The 20,432-nt window shown below is 66.0% G+C and carries 20 protein-coding genes; 10 read left to right on the top strand and 10 right to left on the bottom strand.

Annotation, left to right across the window (positions count from 1 at the left end):
* Nucleotide 1 precedes the first annotated feature (1 nt).
* From BJ988_RS25215 to BJ988_RS25205, 3 genes are read left to right on the top strand one after another with little or no spacing between them, the layout of a single operon-like run.
* On the top strand, nucleotides 2–640 hold the full coding sequence (locus BJ988_RS25215) for a VOC family protein (RefSeq protein WP_179660595.1): 639 nt from the start codon (nucleotides 2–4) through the stop codon (nucleotides 638–640).
* A 1-nt stretch (nucleotide 641) separates the two neighbouring features.
* Nucleotides 642–890 carry a hypothetical protein gene (locus tag BJ988_RS25210; RefSeq protein ID WP_179660594.1) on the top strand — a complete coding sequence of 83 codons (249 nt, stop codon included), beginning with the start codon at nucleotides 642–644 and terminating at the stop codon, nucleotides 888–890.
* Nucleotides 887–2,119 (top strand): alpha/beta fold hydrolase, encoded by a 1,233-nt coding sequence (locus BJ988_RS25205; protein WP_179660593.1) that lies wholly within the window; start codon nucleotides 887–889, stop codon nucleotides 2,117–2,119. The genes BJ988_RS25210 and BJ988_RS25205 overlap by 4 nt, the downstream gene beginning before the upstream one ends.
* Before the next feature lie 11 nt (nucleotides 2,120–2,130).
* On the opposite strand, the gene BJ988_RS25200 is transcribed toward BJ988_RS25205, so the two are convergent.
* Both BJ988_RS25200 and BJ988_RS25195 read right to left on the bottom strand, forming a co-directional pair.
* Complete coding sequence (locus BJ988_RS25200) at nucleotides 2,131–2,565, bottom strand: MaoC/PaaZ C-terminal domain-containing protein (protein ID WP_179660592.1); 435 nt, start codon at nucleotides 2,563–2,565, stop codon at nucleotides 2,131–2,133.
* Complete coding sequence (locus BJ988_RS25195) at nucleotides 2,558–4,006, bottom strand: FAD-dependent monooxygenase (RefSeq protein WP_179660591.1); 1,449 nt, start codon at nucleotides 4,004–4,006, stop codon at nucleotides 2,558–2,560. The genes BJ988_RS25200 and BJ988_RS25195 overlap by 8 nt, the downstream gene beginning before the upstream one ends.
* Nucleotides 4,007–4,136: 130 nt before the next feature.
* Between BJ988_RS25195 and BJ988_RS25190 the strand changes: the two genes are divergently transcribed.
* A complete protein-coding gene (locus BJ988_RS25190; RefSeq protein WP_179660590.1) occupies nucleotides 4,137–5,795 on the top strand; it encodes an AMP-binding protein in 1,659 nt (552 codons plus the stop codon).
* A 15-nt stretch (nucleotides 5,796–5,810) separates the two neighbouring features.
* On the opposite strand, the gene BJ988_RS25185 is transcribed toward BJ988_RS25190, so the two are convergent.
* Entirely contained in the window at nucleotides 5,811–6,410 is a 600-nt protein-coding gene (locus BJ988_RS25185; protein ID WP_179660589.1) for a TetR/AcrR family transcriptional regulator, read from the bottom strand.
* Nucleotides 6,411–6,498: 88 nt separating this feature from the next.
* On the opposite strand from BJ988_RS25185, the gene BJ988_RS25180 reads away from it, so the two are divergent.
* From BJ988_RS25180 to BJ988_RS25170, 3 genes are read left to right on the top strand one after another with little or no spacing between them, the layout of a single operon-like run.
* Nucleotides 6,499–7,716 (top strand): cytochrome P450, encoded by a 1,218-nt coding sequence (locus BJ988_RS25180; RefSeq protein ID WP_179660588.1) that lies wholly within the window; start codon nucleotides 6,499–6,501, stop codon nucleotides 7,714–7,716.
* A 1-nt stretch (nucleotide 7,717) separates the two neighbouring features.
* Nucleotides 7,718–7,954 carry a ferredoxin gene (locus BJ988_RS25175; protein ID WP_179660587.1) on the top strand — a complete coding sequence of 79 codons (237 nt, stop codon included), beginning with the start codon at nucleotides 7,718–7,720 and terminating at the stop codon, nucleotides 7,952–7,954.
* Nucleotide 7,955: 1 nt separating this feature from the next.
* Nucleotides 7,956–9,137 (top strand): NAD(P)/FAD-dependent oxidoreductase, encoded by a 1,182-nt coding sequence (locus BJ988_RS25170; protein WP_179660586.1) that lies wholly within the window; start codon nucleotides 7,956–7,958, stop codon nucleotides 9,135–9,137.
* A gap of 52 nt (nucleotides 9,138–9,189) precedes the next feature.
* Here BJ988_RS25170 and BJ988_RS25165 read toward each other — a convergent pair whose 3' ends face one another.
* The 6 genes from BJ988_RS25165 to BJ988_RS25135 form a co-directional block, all read right to left on the bottom strand.
* On the bottom strand, nucleotides 9,190–10,434 hold the full coding sequence (locus BJ988_RS25165) for a flavin-dependent oxidoreductase (protein WP_179660585.1): 1,245 nt from the start codon (nucleotides 10,432–10,434) through the stop codon (nucleotides 9,190–9,192).
* Between the two features lie 21 nt (nucleotides 10,435–10,455).
* Complete coding sequence (locus tag BJ988_RS25160; protein ID WP_179660584.1) at nucleotides 10,456–11,913, bottom strand: aldehyde dehydrogenase; 1,458 nt, start codon at nucleotides 11,911–11,913, stop codon at nucleotides 10,456–10,458.
* A 32-nt stretch (nucleotides 11,914–11,945) separates the two neighbouring features.
* Nucleotides 11,946–12,746 (bottom strand): SDR family NAD(P)-dependent oxidoreductase, encoded by an 801-nt coding sequence (locus tag BJ988_RS25155; RefSeq protein WP_179660583.1) that lies wholly within the window; start codon nucleotides 12,744–12,746, stop codon nucleotides 11,946–11,948.
* A gap of 161 nt (nucleotides 12,747–12,907) precedes the next feature.
* Complete coding sequence (locus tag BJ988_RS25150) at nucleotides 12,908–13,714, bottom strand: IclR family transcriptional regulator domain-containing protein (protein WP_179660582.1); 807 nt, start codon at nucleotides 13,712–13,714, stop codon at nucleotides 12,908–12,910.
* A 708-nt stretch (nucleotides 13,715–14,422) separates the two neighbouring features.
* On the bottom strand, nucleotides 14,423–16,147 hold the full coding sequence (poxB, locus tag BJ988_RS25140) for a ubiquinone-dependent pyruvate dehydrogenase (RefSeq protein ID WP_179660581.1): 1,725 nt from the start codon (nucleotides 16,145–16,147) through the stop codon (nucleotides 14,423–14,425).
* Between the two features lie 103 nt (nucleotides 16,148–16,250).
* Nucleotides 16,251–17,447: an ATP-binding protein gene (locus BJ988_RS25135; RefSeq protein WP_179660580.1), complete on the bottom strand. Its 1,197-nt coding sequence runs from the start codon at nucleotides 17,445–17,447 to the stop codon at nucleotides 16,251–16,253.
* A gap of 205 nt (nucleotides 17,448–17,652) precedes the next feature.
* Between BJ988_RS25135 and BJ988_RS25130 the strand changes: the two genes are divergently transcribed.
* Nucleotides 17,653–18,516 (top strand): Fpg/Nei family DNA glycosylase, encoded by an 864-nt coding sequence (locus tag BJ988_RS25130; RefSeq protein WP_179660579.1) that lies wholly within the window; start codon nucleotides 17,653–17,655, stop codon nucleotides 18,514–18,516.
* A gap of 9 nt (nucleotides 18,517–18,525) precedes the next feature.
* Nucleotides 18,526–18,852, top strand: a complete 327-nt coding sequence (locus tag BJ988_RS25125) for a rhodanese-like domain-containing protein (protein ID WP_179660578.1) — start codon at nucleotides 18,526–18,528, stop codon at nucleotides 18,850–18,852.
* A gap of 10 nt (nucleotides 18,853–18,862) precedes the next feature.
* Here BJ988_RS25125 and aat read toward each other — a convergent pair whose 3' ends face one another.
* Entirely contained in the window at nucleotides 18,863–19,483 is a 621-nt protein-coding gene (gene aat, locus BJ988_RS25120) for a leucyl/phenylalanyl-tRNA--protein transferase (protein ID WP_218861105.1), read from the bottom strand.
* A gap of 170 nt (nucleotides 19,484–19,653) precedes the next feature.
* On the opposite strand from aat, the gene BJ988_RS25115 reads away from it, so the two are divergent.
* The gene (locus BJ988_RS25115; RefSeq protein WP_218861103.1) at nucleotides 19,654–20,352 is read left to right on the top strand and encodes an EcsC family protein; all 699 of its coding nucleotides are present in this window, start codon (nucleotides 19,654–19,656) and stop codon (nucleotides 20,350–20,352) included.
* Nucleotides 20,353–20,432: the final 80 nt, after the last annotated feature.

The following is a 20,432-nucleotide window of genomic DNA, read 5'->3' as shown; positions in this document are numbered from 1 at the left end:
CATGACCGACGACCTCACCGGCCAGCACTTGGTGCGTGGCGTGGACCACGCCGCCTGGCCGACGTTCGACCCCGCGGAGACGGTTCACTTCTATCGGGATGTCCTCGGCTTCCCGGTCGTCCACTCGATCTGCGCCGCCGGATGGGGTGGCGAGGAGCACCCAGACTTCATCCACTTCTTCTTCGACATCGGCGGTGACGACAGGATCGCCTTCTTCTATTACTTCGGACTGCCCAAGCCGGACCTGTCCGAGGGCCTCGGAGACGTCTACGCCCGTTTCCCGAAGGAGACTCCCACCTGGTTCATCCGTTCTCGCCACGTCGCACTGCATGTCGAGTCCTACGAGGCGATGATGGAGTACCGCCGCCGGCTCGACGCCAGCGAGTGGCCCGTGGAGATGCAGATCCAGCACGAGACCATCGAGTCGATCTACACCCACGACCCGAACGGTTACATGGTCGAGATCACCCGAGCGATGCGCCCGGTGACGCCTCAGGAGGATCTGGACGCGAACATCACGATCGACGCCCTGGTCGACATCGCCAAGGTCCCCGGACACACGATGGACGACCTCTTGGTCCGCAAGGCCGAGCTCATCGTCGAGCGGGCCGAAAACTGGCAGAAGCAGCAGGTGCGCTGACATGACCCAGCGACTCTTCATACTCGATGTCCCCGAGCATCAGGACATCGTGCAGACCGCCCGCGGCCTGACCAACGTCACGGTGTCCACCGTTGGGCCATACTTCGTCCTCGAGGCCGCCGAACGTCTCTCGATCGATCGCCGCAGCACTGGTGTGCGCCATGCCGTTTGGTACAGCTGCATCGCAGGGCTCGAGGGCTATGGGATCGTCCAATGGGACAAGGACGCTCTCGTCCTGGAGGCACGTTGAGCGAGACGACGCGAGGACTCGGAACGGGTCGCTACACCGAGCTGACAGCCGAGCCGCCGGGTGTGGCGACCACGGTCCATCAGCTCCGGACCTCGGACAAAGCACAGGTAGCAGGCGTGCTACGTCGCCCTGCTGGAGCCAACACCGTGGTCACGATCATGCACCCGCGTCAGGACGTGACCTTTCACGCCTTGGTTCCCTACCTTCTTCACGCGGGCCTGGCGGTGTGGACCCAGGGATCGCGGATGCCGAACAACGATCTGAACCTGCTCCACGAGCAGGCGATCATCGACTTCGCGGCAGGTCACGTCTTTCTGCGCGAGCAGGGCTTCGACCACGTGGTCGTGCTTGGCCACTCCGGTGGCGGAACCCTGGGTGCGTTCTATGTCCAGCAAGCCTCCCTCTCGGCTGGGAAGCGGCTGACGCACACACCCTCGGGACGCCCCGTGCCGCTCGCGGACACAGAGATGCCAGTGCCGGACGGGTTCATCCCGTTGGCTCCCCATCCTGGTCAGGGAGCACTGCTGGCGCGGGTGATCGATCCGTCGGTCATCAACGAATCCGATCCGCTGTCGATCGACGCCGACCTCAGCGCCTTCAACCCGGCCAACGGATTCCGCGAGGCACCCGAGCCCTCGGAGTTCGACGATGAATTCGTCGCGGCCTACCGAGTGGCACAGCGCGCCCGGATCACACGGATCGACACCATCGCCGCGGAGCTCGCGGAACAGCGCAGCTCCGCCAACTCCCTCAGCCGGGCGAGCGGCGATGTCGATGCACGCCGTTCCGGCCTCGCCCCGGCGCTGCTCCCGGTCTACCGGACCGACGCAGACCTGCGGAACATCGATCTTCGCCTCGACCCGAACGCGCGGCCCTACGGATCGCTCTTCGGGCGACGTCCCGATCTGACCAATCACGGCCTGGTCGGCTTCGGTCGGCTCTCGACGGCCGAAGCCTGGATGTCGACCTGGAGCACCACCACCACTAACGCCGACTTCGAGGCGTGCATCGCGGGTTGTCCTGTGCCGACGCTGCTAGTCGAGTTCACGGGCGACCAGGCATCGTTCCCTGCCGACATCGAACGCTTCCGGCGGGCGTGCCCGGCCGAGGACCTCACCGTTACAGCGGTCGACGGCACGCACTTCGGCGACCGACTCGCTCCTGGTCTGCCAACCGGAAACGAGCTCGCGGCAGAAGTCATCACCGCGTGGGTCGCGGAGCGCTTCTAACATCCCGCAGGTCACGTCCTGCGATACATGTAGAACTCATGGACAGCGGTGAGGATCAACACCTCACCGCTGACCAGTCTCTTGGACACAGTGACCAACGCCTTCTGCGCGTCACGCATCTCCACAGCGTCAACGACGAACGATCCGTGCAGTGTCATACCGGCGCGCGTCGGAGCCAGGAAGCGAACGTCGGCGATGCGCCGACCCGCGATGATCGCCCACCCGCTGTAGGCGCCCAGGACGGAGAGGCGCTGCAGGATCGCCATTGAGTGAAGTCCACTGGCGATCGTCCCGCCGAAGTATCCCGTGGCCGATTGTTCGACATGGAACCCCTGCGGGTCCCACTGCCGCGAGAATTCAAGGATCTCCTCAAGGCTGACCGTGTAGTCCCCGAGGTCGACCTCCGTGCCAGGCAGTACGTCCTCGGCGAAGAGAAGCTCACTCATCGATCTCGATCAGGTCCACCCGTCCGCTGGCCAGGGCAGCCGCGGCCAGCGCTCGATGGTCGGAGCTGATCCGGGCACCCACCAGGTCGCCCTCCCACCGCTTCTTCTCGGAGGCCTCGAACGCGGAGAGCGCCTCTTCCCATGAGCGCGTTGCGTCGACCACAGCGAGGCCAGCCCCGGCCAGCGCACCGGCTTGGACGGTCCGAGTGGGCCATGAGCGTGCGCCGGAGAACAGGGGGCGACTCAGCACCCAGTCCGTCAAGTTCGCGCTGGGCACCTCGCTCTCGGCCACGCCGGCATACTGGGCCAAGCCGCGACGAAGTACCGCGGGGGCGGTGTCGGCGAAACCGTCCAGCGAGACCTTCCCTGCGCGCGTCATGTATCCGAGCAGCAGCTGTTCAAGGGGCAGGTGCAGGCGATTCGGGAAGTCGTCCCACCAGAGCATGCTGCGTGTCGCGACCGCCTGGAGATGCTCCACCGCGGGCCGGCGGGCGGCATCGAAGGAGCTGAGCGCGGTCGCGAGGTCATCAGCGTCATCTAGGGCTGCGACAAGCGCGATGGCCGTCTCCATGGCGAGCTTCGTGCCCGACCCGATCGAGTAGTGCGCCGTAGCAGCGGCATCGCCGAGCAGGACGACGTTGCCAGCATGCCACCGCTCGCAGCGCACGGTTCGGAAACGAAGCCACCGGGTCTGGTTACCGATCAGCCGCCTGCCGCGGAGAGTCCCGGCGAATGTCTGGGACAGATAGTCCAACGCCACCTCGTCGTTTCCACCGGAGACAACCTGCTCTCCGCTTCGGTCGAAACCGGCACGGCTCCAAGTTTCGGCGTCAGTCTCGATCAGGAAGGTACTGCGATCCGGGGCATAGGGGTACGCGTGTGCAACAAATGCGCCGTGCTCCGTCGTCTCGGGTCGGAACAGGGCCCTGTGGAGCGCAAAGTCCGCACCGCACCACAGGTAGAGGCTGTTGTGCCAGTCGATGGTCGCTCCGAACTGGTCAGCCCTGCTCTCCCGAGTGGCACTGTTGACGCCATCGGCGGCGATCACCAAGTCAGCCAGCACGTCACCGGCGGAGACCTGCTGGCCATAACGCAGCTCGACACCAGCTCTGACGGCTTGGTCCCGCAGGACCTCCAGCAAGGTGCCGCGACCGATAGCGATCAGGTCCCGGATCGGCATCGCGACAGTCTCGTCTCCGATCGACATCGACATCTCATGTGGCAGCGCTCGGGCGAGAATGGCGTCGAGCAGCTCCGGGTCCGCACGCCGCAGGTTGTGCTGGGTCGCGGTCTGGAGCCCGACCCCGAAGCCGAAGGTCCGCTCCGGCTCGGAGCGCTCGTATACGACGACACGACAGCCAGGCTGGTGCAGCTTCAGAAGCCGCGCCGCGAAGAGACCACCTGGACCACCGCCGAGAACCGCGACCTGCTTGAGCTCCATTGAGTCCCCTTTCGTGGAGCCCAACGACCCCATGTGACGTTCATGTCGAATCTTTGACTACAACGTATATCTACCCTATCGTGACTGCAGTCACAACATCTGTGCTGCGAGACACATCGAGGGAGTTGCCGTGATCGATTGGGCAGGCCGCCTGACCCCCTACCCCACTGAGCTGATCGAGCGCTTCCGAGCCCTCGGCCTGTGGGGCGACCGCCCCCTGGCCAGCGAATTCCACGAGGTCGCCCTGAGGCAGCCCGACCACGTTGCCCTCGCAACAGCAGAGCGATCGGTCACGTACGCCGAGCTCGACGAGGTCACCGACCGGCTCGCCCTAGGGCTTCATGGCCTTGGACTCGAGCCGGGCGACCGGGTGATTGTGCAGTTGAGCAACCAGTGCATGACCGTCATTGCTTGGTACGGCATGCTCAAGGCCGGACTCATTCCGGTCTGCACGCTGGCGGCCCATCGTGGCCACGAGATTGGGTCGATCAGCCGGAAGGTAGAGGCCGTCGCACACCTGGTTGAGCACACTCCGAGCGGCTTCGACCTCGTTCGCTTCGCTGCTGAACAGGCCGCGGGACATCCCACGATGCACCAGATCCTCACCATCGACGCCGACGAGGGCGCGCCCGGCGCCCGCCTCGAAGACCTGATCGCCGCGGCAGATCCCGCTGCAGCACGCGCGCTCGTCGACGACCTGCAGAAGGCGATCGAGCCCGAGGAGATCGCAGTCTTCCAGCTCTCCGGCGGCACCACCGGCGTTCCGAAGATCATCCCCCGCCTGCACGCGGAGTACTGGTACAACGCCAAGGTCTACGCCGAGGCCCGAGGATGGGACGAGACCTCGCGCGTCGCCCACCTGATTCCGATCATCCACAACGCCGGAATCGTGTGCGGCGTCCACGCGGCTCATGCCGTGGGCGGCACTCTGGTCCTTTCCAGCGCAAACCTCGACCAGGCACTCCCGGTCCTGATCCAGGAGCGGGCTACCGCGATCTTGATCGGCCATGCCCACTACGGAATCGTCAACCACCCTCTCTTCGACGAGGTCAGCACGACGATGAAGCAGGTCCTGCTCTCCGGCGCCAAGGTTCCGGAGAAGCTCTTCGAGGCTTTCGAACGGCGCGGTGTGGCCGTCGGGCAGAAGTTCGGCATGGGAGAGGGTCTCTTCACCTCGACGGGATTCGACTCGCCGCGGACTCTGCGTCTGACCTCGGTCGGACTGCCGATCTCGCCCGAGGACGAGTTCAAGGTGATTGATCCAGACACGGCGCAAGAGCTTCCGGACGGCGAGCCGGGTGAGCTCATCTGCCGCGGTCCGTACACGATTCGCGGCTACTTCGACGCACCCGAGATCAACCAGTCTGCCTTCATCGAGGACGGCTTCTACCGGAGCGGCGATCTGGTGAAGGTGATCAACATCGACGGGATGCGCTCCATCTCTATGGAAGGGCGGATCAAGGATCTGATCAACCGCGGAGGCGAGAAGATCAGCGCCGAAGAGGTCGAGGGACTCTTGGTGAAGCACCCCCGGATCACCGCGGCGGCCGTGGTGGCCATGCCCGATGAGCGACTCGGCGAGAAGGCCTGCGCCTACCTCGTCTCCAACGGCGAGCCGTTGACCATGGCCGAGGTCCAGGCCCACCTCCAGAGCCTTGGCGTGGCGAAGTTCAAGTGGCCGGAGCGACTTGAGCGGATTGACCAGATGCCCAAGACGCCCGTCGGGAAGCTCAACAAGAAGGAGCTTCATCAGGACCTCCTGGCGCGCCTCGCTCGCGCTATGTCCTGAGACAGAGCAAGTCGCTCAAGGCCGAGCGCCGCGCATGACCGCGTCGATCAGGCGCTCCGTTCTTCCAGCCGAGAGCGGCTCGCCTGTGACCAGGAGCCGGAAGTAGAGCGAGCCCGTCAGCATGTCGATGAGCGTGTCCGGGTCGACGTCGGGGCGCACGTCTCCCTCCTCCACAGCCTGAGCCAGCAGTCTCCGCGTGAGGTCGAAGAGCGGCCCCAGGAAGCGCTGGCGGAAGGCCGCTGCAATCTGCGGGTCGTGCTGCGCGTCCCCTACCAGGCCGGCAACCATGCGGCCTGTCGGTCCGCCCAGGAACTCGGTCGCCACGAGCAGTTGTGTCCGAAGATTCTCCAGGGCGGGACCTTCCTGGACGAACCATCCGATGGGCGCTCGCTCCTCGAGGAGCGCATCCATCGCGACGTCGGCACGATTACTCCACCAGCGATAGACGGTGGCCTTGCCCACGCCGCTGCGCTCGGCGATGGCGTCGACCGTCAGGCGAGCGAACCCGACTTCCTTCAGCAGCTCCTTTGTGGCGCCCATGACGGCTTGGCGCACGCGCTCACGCGGACCCTTGCCAACCCCGTCTCTAGCGGCTGCCCCGGCCGAACTCTCCATGAGAGAAGAATAGAGCAAAGTTAACTAGACGAAACGTTTCGTTCTGTTTAAAGTGGTGGGTGTCTTGAAAACAGGATTGGAGTCCTCTATGACAACCGCAGCCACATGCCCGTTCGATCACCATGCGATCACCGACGCCACCTCGGCGCCCGGGATCTACGCCGATCTCCGAGACAACGGGGTCGTCTACTCAACGGAGCACGGCGGGTTCTACGTGCTCACGCGTCATGCCGATGTGTTGGCTGCACTCCGCGACCCCGACACGTTCGCCTCGGGCTTCGGAACTCGGATTCCAACGGTCGGCGAGGGCCGTGTCATCCCGCTGGACACCGACCCGCCCTCTCATACGGCGTATCGATCCCTCGTCACTGACTGGATCACTCCGCAGACGGTGCGGGGCATGACCGAGGATCTGCGCGCTCTGATCGATCGGCTCATCGACGACTATCTCGCGAAGGGTGGCGGCGACTGGGTCAACGAGGTCGGGCTGCCACTCCCGCTGAACGTCCTCACCCACGTAGTGGGCTTCTCCCCTGAGACCGTCGTCCAGTTCCGCGATCTCACCGAGGAGTCGTGGCGGGTCATCTCCGAAACGGATCTGCTCGATGCACGCGCCGGCCTACGCGAGCTCGTCCGCGCCGAGGTCGCCCGCTACCGTGCCAGCGGCGAGCCCGGCTACATCAACACCCTGCTCGCGCGCGAGATCGACGAACGTCCCATCACCGACGACGAGGCAGAGCGCATCCTCCTCGCCTTCGCTGTGGCAGGGCACGAGACCACCATGCACGCCTCCAGCGCCATGGTCAGCTACCTGGCCGACGACCCGACCCGGCAGGAACTTCTTCGTGAGCGGCCGGATCTGATTCCTGCCTTCGTCGAGGAGACTCTTCGCTTCAGCTCCCCGGTCCAGACGATGGCCCGCTATGTCACCCGCGACGCCGAGATCGCCGGCGTCCGTATCCCAGCCGGATCACGCGTCCTGCTGGTCCATGGCGGCGCCAACCGCGATCCCGAAAAGTTCGACCACGCCGAGGAGTTCGACCCCCTGCGGAATGCCGCTGGGCACCTCGCCTTCGGCTTCGGCCGGCATCAGTGCGCCGGCGCGCTCCTTGCCCGCACGGAACTCCGGCTCGTCCTGGAGAAGCTGATCACGCTGCCGCAACTCGAGTACGCCGGACCGGTCGAGTACGGGCCTCTCAGCGGCGGAGCCATGGCCGGGCCCGCATCCGTTCCCCTGCGTTTCACCGATGCCTTTCGCACGACCCACCAGACCCCCGAGACCACCAACGAAAGTGGAGTTGCCTGAGATGACGAATCCAATCACCGTGTCATCCGCGACCGAGGTTCTGGAACTCGACCTGGACAAGTGCAACGGCTATGGCAATTGCGTCTTCGCCGCGCCCGAGCTCTTCGAGCTCGATCTCGCGTCGAACCTCCCCCTATTCCTCAAGCAGGAGTGGACGGAGGCCGAGCACGCCACCGTCGCTGGCGCGGTCGCGGACTGCCCAGCCAACGCTCTTCGCATGTACAAGCGCGGGGACTGAGATGACCACCTCCCGCCAAGCGGTCCTCATCGTCGGCGCCTCGGTCGGCGGCGTACGGTGCGCTCTCGGCTTGAGGGATGCCGGGTTCAGCGGGCCGATCACGCTCTTGGATGTGGAGAGCTCTGCTCCGTACGACAAGCCCCAGCTCTCCAAGCACCTCGGCAAGGACGACGCATTGGAACTCTTGGCGACACCCGAACTCCTGCACGAGCGAGACATTGAGTTCCAGCCCGGCACGACTGCTGTCGGGCTAGACCTGGCAGGAAGGGTTGAGACGACATCCGGCCTGCGAAGCTACGACCACCTGGTGATCGCCAGCGGCTGCCGGCCTCGCGAGCTCCTCACTCCTCTCCCTCTGCATGCCAGCTACGTCCGCACACAGAGCAACTGGGAACGACTGAAGAGCGCTGCCGAGCGCGGCGGTCGGCTTCTCGTGGTCGGCGCCGGCTTCCTGGGGCTCGAGGCCGCCGCAGCCGGCACAGGAGCCGGCATGAGCGCAACCGTCATCGACGTCGCACCGAAGGTGCTGCAGCGTGGCATTCCCGGGGTCGCCGCCGATCTGATCGCGGCACGCCACAGCGCCGAGGGTGTCGACCTCCGAATGGGCGTCGGAGACGCGACGCTGGGGGGCGATCGCGACCATGTGTGGGTCGACGGCGTGAAGGGTGACTTCGCCGTCGTTTCGATCGGTGCTGTGCCGAACGTCGAATGGCTAGAGGGATCTGGGCTCATACTGGAGAATGGCGTCGTCTGCGATGAGACCCTCTCCGCGGCGCAGGGCGTCTGGGCGGTGGGCGACTGTGCCCGTTGGCACAACTCTCGCTACGACCGTATGGAGCGGGTCGAACACTGGACGACTGCGGTAAAGCAGGCCCAACACGTGGCATCGAGCATCGCCACCGGAGAAGCCCGCGCGTTTGGCGATGTTCCCTACGTGTGGTCCGATCAGTTCAACTGGAAGATCCAGACCGTTGGCAAAACTGCTGTTGGGGCCATGCACTACGTCTCCGACAACGGCGCGCACGTGGTGCTCTCGACCGACGGTGACCGGGTCACCGGCGTGACCACGATCAATGCGCAGGCTATCTGCCTGAGGGCACGACAGTTGCTACAGGGCGGAGACCCGTCACTCGATGATGTCGCGGCCGGGCTTCACCTGGACAAGCTGACCTTGGTCGCCTGAATGCTCTAACGGGTCGACGCCTGCCCTTGGGGCGGGCGTCGACCCGTTTCTCCTACTTGCTTGCAACGGTTCCTTTGTCGTAACCCGCGACCCGCTGGTAGCCCTTGCTGATGGTCTCGATCTCCTCAGCCGAGATGACATCTTCGACGTTCTCGAAGCGCTTCCCACCGGTTCGCTCTTCGACCAGGTCGATCAACGTGTCAGGCGGCATTGACCGGTTGGCGAGCACGACCCGGTTTGTGATCGGCAGACGCTCACCTTCGTAGGCCGTCAAGGCCACCGCTGCGTCGTCCGTCACGGTGAGGTGCTTCGCAAGTGCCTCTGCGTCCAGGATCGCCTGCGCCGCTCCGTTCCCACCTCGGGGGTACATCGGGTGAGCGGCGTCGCCGAGCAGCGTCGTACGACCGAATGTCCAGCGATCCACCGGATCACGGTCGGCCATGGGATAGGAAAGGATCGAGTCAGAGTTCCGGATCAGAGCCTCACAGTCGAGCCACTCGAACCTCCACCCCTCGAAGTGATGGATGAAGTCCTCCAACTGCCCCGGCGCGCTCCAGTCCGTCGGCGAAGCCTCGTCGGTGAGGACCTCCGCTACCCAGTTGATGAGCTGGGTGCCCTCTCCATCGATGTCGTCGCACATCGGGTAGACCACCAGCTTGCCGGTGCGATTGAGCGCGCCGATCCGGGTCGCACTCGCACCGGACAGGAAGGGCTTGCCCCTCGTCACCCCGCGCCACATATTGATGCCGTGGAAGACGGGGTCGCCCTGGTTCGGATAGAGCTGCTTCCGCACGGCGGAGTGGAGTCCGTCGGCGCCGACCAAGACATCGCCGGTCACGCGGGCGACCTCTACACCCTCAGGACCAACGAAAGTTGCGGTGACCGTCGTGTCGTCCTGCGCGAACTCCGTCAGACGGTGTCCCACGTGGATTCGGTCGGCGCCGATCCGCTCGAGGAACGCGGCGTACAGAATGCTGTGGAATTCGCCGCGATGAATCGAGAAGTGCGGATACGCATGGCCGGCGCGAAGCCCCGTCGGCTCGCTGTAGATGTGCTGGCCGTTCGAGGTGAAGAAGGCGAACTCCTTCGCCTCGACAGCTACCTCGGCGAGCCCCTCGCTGAGGCCGAGCTCTGCGAGGACTCGGATCGCATGGGGCATCAGGTTGATGCCCAGGCCGAGCGGCTTGAACTCCGCAGCCGCCTCGTAGACATGGATGTCGAAATCAGGCGAGCGCGCCTGCAACGAGAGGGCCAAGGTAAGCCCTCCGATGCCACCACCGTTGATGAGAGTCTTCATGACAGATTCTCCGTCGCCCTCTCAGGCCGGAGCCGTGCTCGGCCGGATCACGATGCTCTTGGTCTCGACGTAGTCCTTGATCGCGTCTTGCCCGTTCTCTCGGCCGATGCCGGAGTCCTTGAACCCCCCGAAGGGCGCCATTACGGACACCGTGCGGTAAGTGTTGACCCAGACCGTGCCGGCCTCGAGACGGCGTGGGATGTCGAGAGCCCGCTGCAGGCTGGATGTCCACAGACCTGCGGCAAGCCCAAAGCTGGAGTCGTTGGCGATCGCCACTGCCTCGTCATCAGTGTCGAACGGGATGGCGACGAGAACCGGCCCGAAGACCTCTTCGCGAGCGATCCGCATGTCATTGGTGACGTTCATGAAGATGGTCGGCTCCACGAAGAGACCGTTCTCGCCTCCCGCCGGTAGACCTCGGCCGCCTCCGAGAACTGCCTTCGCCCCGTCCTTCTTTGCGGCCGCGAGGTGCTCAAGAACAGTGTTGAACTGAGGCCGCATGGCGATAGGACCGATGTCGGTCGCCAGATCCGTCGGATCGCCGAGCTTGGCGTCGCGCATGAGATCCGCCAACCGGGCGACGAACTCATCGGCAATCGAGCGCTGGACGAGCAGGCGTGAACCCGCGAGGCAGGCTTGGCCCGAGGTGTTGAAGATCGCCATGCTGACTCCTTCAAGAGCCGCATCTAGGTCCGCGTCATCGAAGACGATGTTCGGAGACTTGCCACCAAGCTCCAGCGTGAGGTGTTTGAAGCCGTGAGCAGCCGACTGTGCCACAGCCCGCCCTCCGACGTGACCTCCGGTGAAGGCCACCTTCCGCACCAGAGGGTGAGCCGTCAGCGTGTTGCCGATCTCATTCCCGTATCCGGTGACGACATTGAAGACTCCCGGGGGAAAGCCGGCTTCCTCGGCCAATTCAGCCAGGTGGATGATCGAGGCAGAGGCATACTCCGATGGCTTGACCACCACGGTGCATCCGGCTGCCAGGGCCGGGGCGATCTTCATGCTCGCCAGCAAGAGCGGGCCGTTCCACGGCACGATGCAGACCACGACGCCCATGGGCTCATGGACCGTGTAGTGCAGGAAACCAGGCTTGTCGAAGGGCGTCACCGCTCCCTCGAGTTTGTCCGCGAGTCCCGCGTAATACTCGTAGTAGCCAGCCAGATGGTCGACTACTCCGAGGGCTTCCTTCCGTCGCCGTCCAACATCGGTGACCTCTAGGTCCGCCAGGCGCTGTCCCTTCTCCCGGATCAGCTGAGCGAACTTGTACATCAAGCGGCCACGCTGGGTCGCGGTCAGCGAGCGCCATTCACCCTGACCTGCAGCATGCGCTGCCTCGACCGCAGCAATCGCGTCGGCCTCGCCTCCGCGCGGGATGCGGGCCCACTTTTCGCCCGTGTAAGGGTTCTCCGTTGCGATCCACTCGCCCAAGGCCGCTTCGCGCCATTCGGCGCCGATCCTCATCTTGAAAGTCTCCATGACCTTTTCCACTCTGCTTTCTCTACGGTTGATCAAGGCAGGTAAAGCCCGCCGTTGACGTGGAGGGTCTGGCCTGTGATGTAGCGCGCTCCGGGCCCGAGGAGGAAGAGCGTCGGCGCGACTATGTCGTCGGGGTTGGCCAGCCGACGCTGAAGGATCATCGCCAGCCGGCGCTGGTAGGCCTCCTCGCCGAACCAGCTCTCGCCGGAGATCTCCTGTGGTCCCTGACCCTGGCCGGAACCCCCGGCCAGGAAGGCCGTCTCGGTGATGCCAGGTGAGACGACGTTGACCCGGACGTCGGGAGCGAGCTCCTTGGCGACCGACTTAGCGAAGGCGACCACGCCCGCCTTCGAGGCGCTGTAGGCGCTCAGGCCCGGTGGCGGCTGGACCGCCACGGTGGAGCCGATGAAGATCAGCGACCCGGTGCCCTTCTTACTCACCAGCGGCACGAATGCCTGCGTCGCGAGGAACGCTCCGCGCAGGTTGACGGCGTGCACCTTGTCCCAGCGCTCGACGGGGTAGTCGAGCGTCGGGGTGTCCGGGTCACCGACCCCGCTGACGTAGACCATGGCGTCGATCTCGCCCCATCGCTCTCTGACCGTCGCTGCGGCCGCGGCGATCGAAGCCTCGTCGAGGACGTCGATCTCTGCGTTGACCACGCCAGCGATCTCGCCGTTCTCCTCGATCGCGCGCCGGGTATCGAGTGCGACGACCTCCGCGCCCGCCTCGGCGGCGCGGCTGCTCAGCGCAGCGCCGATTCCGCCGTGTCCCCCAATGACGACGACCTTGGTGCCCTTGGCCGGCCCGAGGCGGGCGAAGTCGATCTCTTCCATCCGAACTGTCCTCCATGCGTTGTGGGCCACTTGTGAGTCACACGACACGCTATGACCCGTCTAGCGGGATGCACAACCCGCTCAGCGGAATGAACAATGGACGAGGAGGCCCTCACCACATAGGCACGAGTGCATATCTGGTGAGGGTGCTGTCGTTGCAGCTAGGTCAGTACGGGCGCGGAATTGCCGCCGAGCGCCGTCGTGATCTCACGGGCGTGACGCCTCATCGACTCACAGGAACTTTCCATGGACTCGCGAGTGAATCGCGCGGAGGGACCCGCAACGACCAGCGCGGCGGCAACCCTCCCATCCTCGCCGAAGATCGGGGCGCTGATGGTGGCCACGTCGGACTGCCGCATCCCCCCGTGACGGCCATCCAGCATGACGATGCCGGACCGTCGGACCTCCGCGACGTCCTTCAGGATGTCGGCTTCAAGCTCCGGCTCGGGGCCTCCCAGCACACGGCGCGCCCACATCAGCAGTGCATGAGGGTCCTCGTCGGCCATCAGGACTCGGCCACCCGCGGTCAGTTCTAGGGTGGCCAGACTGCCGACCCTCACCGACTGGCGGATCTCATGAGACCCCTCACGCACCGCGACGCAGACCATCGCCTCTTCGGAGCGGGTCCACACAGTCACCGTCTCGCCCGTCTCGGCCTTCAACTCGTCCAGATGAGGCTGCACGATGCTGGGAAGGTCCAGTTGAGTCGCCCTGCTCTGCGCCAGACGCGCGATGCCCACCCCCAAGCTGTAGCGCTTGGTCACCGGATTGAACTCAAGCAGGTCGCTGCGCGCCAGAGTGACCACGATTCGGTGCGCGGTACTCGGGGAACAGTGCAGCGCGTCGGCGAGGCTCTGCATCGTCTGCGGGGTGTCGGCGGCCGCGAGGACCTCCAGAAGTCGAATCGCGCGCTCTACCGCCTGCACGCCCGACTTGTCGATCCTCGTCGAATAGTCCTCGCCTTCCACAACAGCCAATCTATCGTCGGCTATTCAGGCCCTATGGCCTAGAGGCCCAGAATGTCGCCCTCGCGGCACTCGGTGCGTGCCACGCATTCGTTGTCCAGGACACCGCGGACAGCTATCCCTGCTGGCGCAGGTAGCGCCCGAAGTGAGGGACGGTGAACGCGATCGGGCCGCGTTCGCCGGAGTAGATGAGGCCCTTCTTCATCAGCGCGTCACGCGCCGGGGAGAGCGACCGCGGCTTCTTGTTGAGGAACGCTGCGACGTCCGCGGTGGCGACGGTCCTGCTCGAGACCGCGGGACGCGATCGCTAGCGACGCGATCAGCAGTTGATACGTCACCCAGTCAGGATCGGATACGAGGTCCGCTGAGAGCCTGCGCTGTCTCCCGGTACCGGTCCATTTGCGACGGCTCCATCCCCGATTCCATCAACGGCTGCCGTCTAGCGCCACGAACCCGAGCGCACCGAGCGCAAAGCTCCACACGAGTTGAAGAGCAAGAATCGGGCCCGCAAAAGCGTGCCCGACCAGGACACTGGCGATGAGCGCGAAGATGCAGACGGCACCGCTGACAAAAGCAGCCACCAAGGAAAGGGCCGCCAGTGGAACTACTCGGCGGCCCCGGAAGCCCACCGAGTACGAAACACCATCAGCATCAGCCACCCTTTGCCCCGCATGACTTTGTCATCCCAAGGCGCGCCACACCGGCCACCTCCTAGAACAGCTGACGGAGGTTGGCTCGGCTGAGGTCGATCAGCTCGTCACCTCGACCGGACATGACCGACCGGATGGCGTAAAGGGTGAAGCCCTTGAGCTGCTCGGCGGTGATGTTGGGCGGGATGGAGAGCTCCTGGCGCTCCGTGACAACGTCGAGGAGGGCGGGGCCGTCGTGACCGAGGACGTCGGCGACCGCCTCCGGAAGATCCTCGGAGCGTTCGACGCGACGAGCGTAGATGCCCATCGCGTTGGCGACGTCGGCGAAGCTCGGGTTCACCAGGTCGGTGCCGTACGTGACGAAGCCGGCTGCCTTCATCTCCAGCTCGACGAAGTTCAACGAGGAGTTGTTGAACACGACGAGTTTCACCGGGAGCCGGTTCTGGACGAGGGTGAGCAGCTCGCCGAGGAGCATGGTGAGCCCACCGTCACCGGCGAGCGCGACGACCTGACGGTCCGGGTGGGCGATCTGGGCGCCGACCGCCTGCGGCAGCGCGTTGGCCATCGAGCCGTGGGCGAAGGAGCCGATCAGCCGGCGGCGACCGTTCATGGTCAGATAGCGCGCCGCCCACACCACCGGCGATCCGACGTCGGGGATGAAGACGGCATCGTCGGAGGCGGCCTGGTCGACCAACCGAGCAAGATACTGCGGGTGGATCGGCGTCTTCGACCGGGACGGGGTGGCCAGCTCGTCGAGCTTGGTCCGGGTGCGGCGGTAGTGGTCCAGGGAGTCGTCCAGGTGCTGCCTGTCTCCACTGCGGTCGAGCAGTGGCAGCAACGCCGCGGCCGTGTCCTTGACCGTTCCCACCATGCCGAGGTCGATCGGGTGGCGACGACCGAGCTGCTCGCCGCGTACGTCGACCTGGATGGTCTTGGCGCTCTTGGGGAAGAACTGCCGGTAGGGGAAGTCGGTGCCGAGCATGAGCAGCGTGTCGGCCCGCTCCATCGCGCGATAGCCGGAGGCGAAGCCCAGCAGGCCGGTCATCCCCACGTCGTAGGGGTTGTCGTACTCCAAGAACTCCTTTCCGCGTAGCGCGTGCACCACCGGGGCGCCGAGAGCCTCGGCCAGGGCCACCACCTCGTCGTGCGCACCTGCACAGCCCGCGCCGGCGAGGATCGTGACCCGCTCACCGGCGTTCAGCAGGTCGGCCGCCTGCCTGATCTCGTCCTCGTCGGGAATGACCCGGGAGCGCGTCGGGCGGATCGCCACGGCCCGGTCGACCATCGCCTCGGCGAGCGCGACGTCCCCGGGGATCACCAGCACCGCGACGCCCTGCTTCTCGACCGCCGCACGCATCGCGATCTCCAGAACATGCGGCATCTGGCTCGGCTGCGCGACGTACTCGGTGTAGACCGAACACTCTCGGAACAGGTCCCGCGGGTGCGTCTCCTGGAAGTAGTTGGTGCCGATCTCGGCGGTCGGGATCTGGGCGGCGATCGCGAGCACCGGAACCCGTGAACGGTTGGCGTCGAAGAGCCCGTTGATCAGGTGGAGGTTGCCCGGTCCACAGCTCCCGGCGACCACCGCGAGCTCACCCGTAACCGCCGCGTCGGCGGCCGCCGCGAACGCGGCAGACTCCTCGTGACGTACTTGGATCCAGCTCATGTCTCCGTCCTTGCGGAGCGCGTCGGTGAACCCGTTGAGGGAGTCACCCGGGATCCCGTAGACGCGGCGGACGCCGCTGGCGGACAAGGTGGACACGATCTGTTCGGCGATGGTCGACATGCGGTCTCCTTCTCGGCGCGTACGTCATCCACCGTAGAACAACGCCGGTACGGGCGAGCGTCCTCCTGCAGCAGCTGGCCGTTGCCGGCTCCGCGATGACTGCTCAGCCCTGCTGACGCAGATATCGACCGAAGTGAGGGACGGTGAACGCGATCCGGCCGCGTTCGCCGGAGTAGATGAGGCCCTTCTTCATCAGCGCGTCACGGGCAGGCGAGAGCGACTGCGGCTTCTTGTTGAGGAATGCTGCGACGTCCGCGGTGGCGACGGTGCCGATGTCGTCGGCGCCGAGCTCGACGGCGGCATCGGCCATCGCCCGGAGGTAGTCCCGCTCGGCGGGGGTGGCGCGCTCGTAGCGTGAGCCGAAGAAGCCGACCGCCAGCTCGCGCTCGGCCTCGGGAGCGGCGACCTTCACGTCCGCCACGGTGATCGGCGAGCGGGGCGCCTGGTCCCACACGGTCTTGCCGTAGGCCTGGATGAAGTAGGGGTAGCCGCCGGTGGCGGCGTACATCTCCTCCAGCGCGGCGGTCTCGAACTCGGCCTCTTCTTCTCCCGCGGGAGCGGCGAGGGCACGGTCGGCGGCGTCGCGCTCGAGGCGGTCGATGCGCTGGTAGGAGAAGAGCCGCTCCGAGTAGGACTTGCTCGCCGAGAGCACGGCCGGGAGATGTGGCAGTCCTGCGCCGACGACGATCACCGGGAGCCCCGACTGGCTGATCTCGTGGCAGGCCGCGCACATCGCGGAGACGTCGTCGGGGCCGAGGTCCTGCATCTCGTCGATGAAGACCCCGACGCCCTTGCCGACATCCGCCGCGAGCCCGCCGACATCGGTGAGCAGCTCGACCAGGTCGATCTCTATGTCACCGGAGTCAGCGCGCCCCCGGACCGCCGGAGCCTCGATGCCCGGCGACCACTGCTCGCGCAGCTTGGCGTTGGGGCCGGCCTCCCGCTGAGCGAACGAGCGGATCACACCGAGCACATGGTCGACGTCGTCGGCGCTCGGATGTCCCAGCTCGCGCACCGCCTGGTGCAACGCACTCGACAGCGGCCGGCGCAACGACTGATCGGGGCGCGCCTCCATCTTCCCTGTGCCCCAGCCCTTGCGGACCGCCGCGGAGCGCAGGGTGTTGAGCAGGACCGTCTTGCCGACGCCGCGGAGCCCGGTGAGCACCAGCGACCGCTCCGGACGACCCCTCGCCACCCGCTCCAACACCACGTCGAACTGCCCGAGCTGCTCGTTCCGACCGGCGAGCTCAGGGGGCCGCTGGCCCGCGCCCGGAGCGTACGGATTGCGGATGGGGTCCATGATCAGACGATATCCAGATCTATAGGACGCGTCTTAGATTTCGCTAGCGAGCCACATCTTTCACGAGCGTAGGTCTCTATCCGGCTTTCTAGAATAAACGCTAGAAAGCCGCAGACTCCCACATCGACCGCTAGGGTCGAACATGTGTTCGATGCTAGCCGGATCCTCCCCCGCTACGCAAGCCTGAGGATCTAGACTCGCGGGCATGCCGGAACTACCCGAGGTGGAAGCGCTCGCCGAGGACCTGCGCGGCCGCCTCGACGGCCGGGCGATCACGAAGGTGCACGTCGCGCAGTTCAGCGCCCTGAAGACGTACGACCCGTCGCTGACCGCAGTCGAGGGCACGCTGGTCGACAACGTGACCCGCCACGGCAAGTTCATCGACATCGAGGCCAGCGGGGTCCATCTGGTGCTGCACCTGGCCCGCGGCGGCTGGATCCGGTGGCGCAACGAGCTCCCGGCGACACCGCCTCGCCCGGGATCCAAGAGCGGTCTCGCGATCCGGATCGTGCTCGACGACGACACCGGGCTGGACATCACCGAGGGCGGCACCAAGAAGCGCCTGGCTCTCTACGTCGTTCACGATCCGCAGGACGTCCCGGGTGTCGCCTCACTGGGACCCGACCCACTCGCCGACGACTTCACCCTGGACCGCTTCCGCGAGATCCTCGCCGGTCAGGGCCGTAAGCAGATCAAGGGTGTGCTGCGGATGCAGTCGATCATCGCGGGCATCGGCAACGCCTACTCCGACGAGATCCTGTGGGCGGCGAAGATGTCGCCGTTCAAGCCCGCCGAGATGACCGACGAGGAGTCGGAGAGCCTCTACACAGCCCTTCGCGCCACCCTGAAGGACGCAGTCGAGCGCGACTCCGGCTTGGCGATGAGCGAGCTCAAGGGCGAGAAGAAGTCCAACCTCGCCGTGCACGGCAAGGCGGGCAAGAAGTGCCCGGTCTGCGCCGACACGGTCCTCGAGGTCAGTTTCGCCGATTCCAGCCTGCAGTACTGCCCCACGTGTCAGACCGGCGGGAAGCCGCTCGCCGATCGCCGGATGTCTCGGCTGCTCAAGTAGGCTTTACGGGTGAGCATCCCCACCGTCGAGATCACCGGAGTTCCCGATCCCCTGCCCGTGGCAGTCCTCGATGTCCGCGAGGACGACGAGTGGGCCGCGGGTCACATCGAGGGTGCGACCCACATCCCGCTCCAAGAGCTCCCGGCGCGCCTCGGTGACCTTCCCGACGGCCAGACGCTGGTGGTCTGCAAGGTCGGCGGACGCAGTGCCCAGGCGGTCAACTACCTCGCCCAGCAGGGCTTCGAGGTCGTCAACCTCGCCGGCGGGATGCTCGACTGGGCCGCCGCCGGGCGGCCGATGGTCAGCGAGACCGGCTCCGAGGCGTACGTTCTCTAGGACTCGGCCTCTAGGACGTCTGCGTCGAAGGACCGCCGAAGACCTCCGGGAGCGGCAGTCTGAGCGCCTTCTCCAGGCGGTCGAGGTAGTCGTTGCGATCCACCTCCATCACGCCGAGCGAGGCGAGATGGTCGGTGCGCCACTGCACGTCCAGGATCCGCTGGTCGGTCGACCCCGCCTCGCGCAGCGCGGAGACCAGCCCGACGAGAGCGACCTTGGACGCGTCGCGGACACGATGGAACATCGACTCCCCGGCGAAGAGCCCGCCGATGGCCACCCCATAGAGCCCGCCGACCAGGCGGTCGTCCTGCCAGGCCTCGACCGAGTGGGCCCAGCCCAGCCGGTGCAGGTCGCCGTACGCCCGACGGATCCGCTTGTCGATCCAGCCGTGCGGCCGGCGCGGATCGGCACACGAGGCCATCACCTCGTCGAAGCTGGTGTCGACCCTGATCTCGAAGTCCCGCACCGACCGGCGCAAGGACCGCGAGACCACGAGCCCGTCCAGAGGAAGCACGCCACGCCTGACCGGTGAGAACCACATCATCGGATCCCGTGGAGACTCGCCGGGCATGGGGAAGATCCCGTGACGGTACGCGGCCAGCAGCGTCCCGGGCGCGACGTCCGCACCCATCCCCACCAGATCGTCCAGCTCCGCCCCTCCATGAGCGTCCGTTCCTGGGTCCCGAAGGTCCGCGAAAGCCCACGGCGACGGCTCCGGTTCGACAGGACCCCGAAGATTCGCCACGACGAAACGTTATCGCCCTGCACCAGGCTCAACCACCACACGCTTAAGATTTGCTCATGATCGGTCCCAAGTCGGTGCTCACCAGTGCGGCTGGCCGGCTCGCACCCAAAGTCATCCAGTCCGCCCCCGGCGTGACCACCACCGTGGTCAGGCAGGCGCTGCACCACGCCATCGTCGGCGTCGGCCCACTCCCGGGCGCAGCCAAGGCCGCCGAGAAGCACCTCAAGGACCACGACGGCGACGTCGAGCTCGCGGTGAAGCACATCATCGACAACCACGTGCGGCTCGCCGGCGTGGGCGGCTTCGCGACCAACATCGGCGGTGTGGTCACCACGGCCATCACCCTCCCCGCCAACATCACCGGGATGGCGATCATCCAGTGCCGGATGGTGGCCGCGATCGCGCATCTGCGTGGCTACGACCTGACCGACCCGCGCGTACGCAACGGCATCCTGCTCACCCTCCTGAGCGAGGAGAAGGTCGGCAAGCAGATCCAGGAGAAGCGGATTCCCGCGCCGCCGATGGCGATCGCGACCGCGCCCAGCTACGACCGCGCGGTTGATGCCATCGTCGCCGCGGAGGTGGCCCAGGAGCTGCTCAGCCGGGTCACCGGCCGGGGCATGATCTCGATGGCGGCCAAGCGGATCCCGCTGGTCGGCGGTGTCGTCGGCGCCGGGGCTGACGGGTGGATGACCTACCAGATCGGCCGCTACGCCTCGCGCGAGCTGCTACCGCGTCGCGCCGAAGAAGCCTGAGGCCTCACAGGAACCACACAGGTTCCTCACACGTTCCTCCGAATACCGGATTCCACACTGATGTAGTCCGCTCAGGAGGA

This window comes from Nocardioides panzhihuensis, from assembly GCF_013408335.1.
Classification (GTDB): domain Bacteria; phylum Actinomycetota; class Actinomycetes; order Propionibacteriales; family Nocardioidaceae; genus Nocardioides; species Nocardioides panzhihuensis.
Note: the sequence above shows the minus strand (reverse complement) of the source record. Positions and strands in the feature narration are given on the sequence as shown.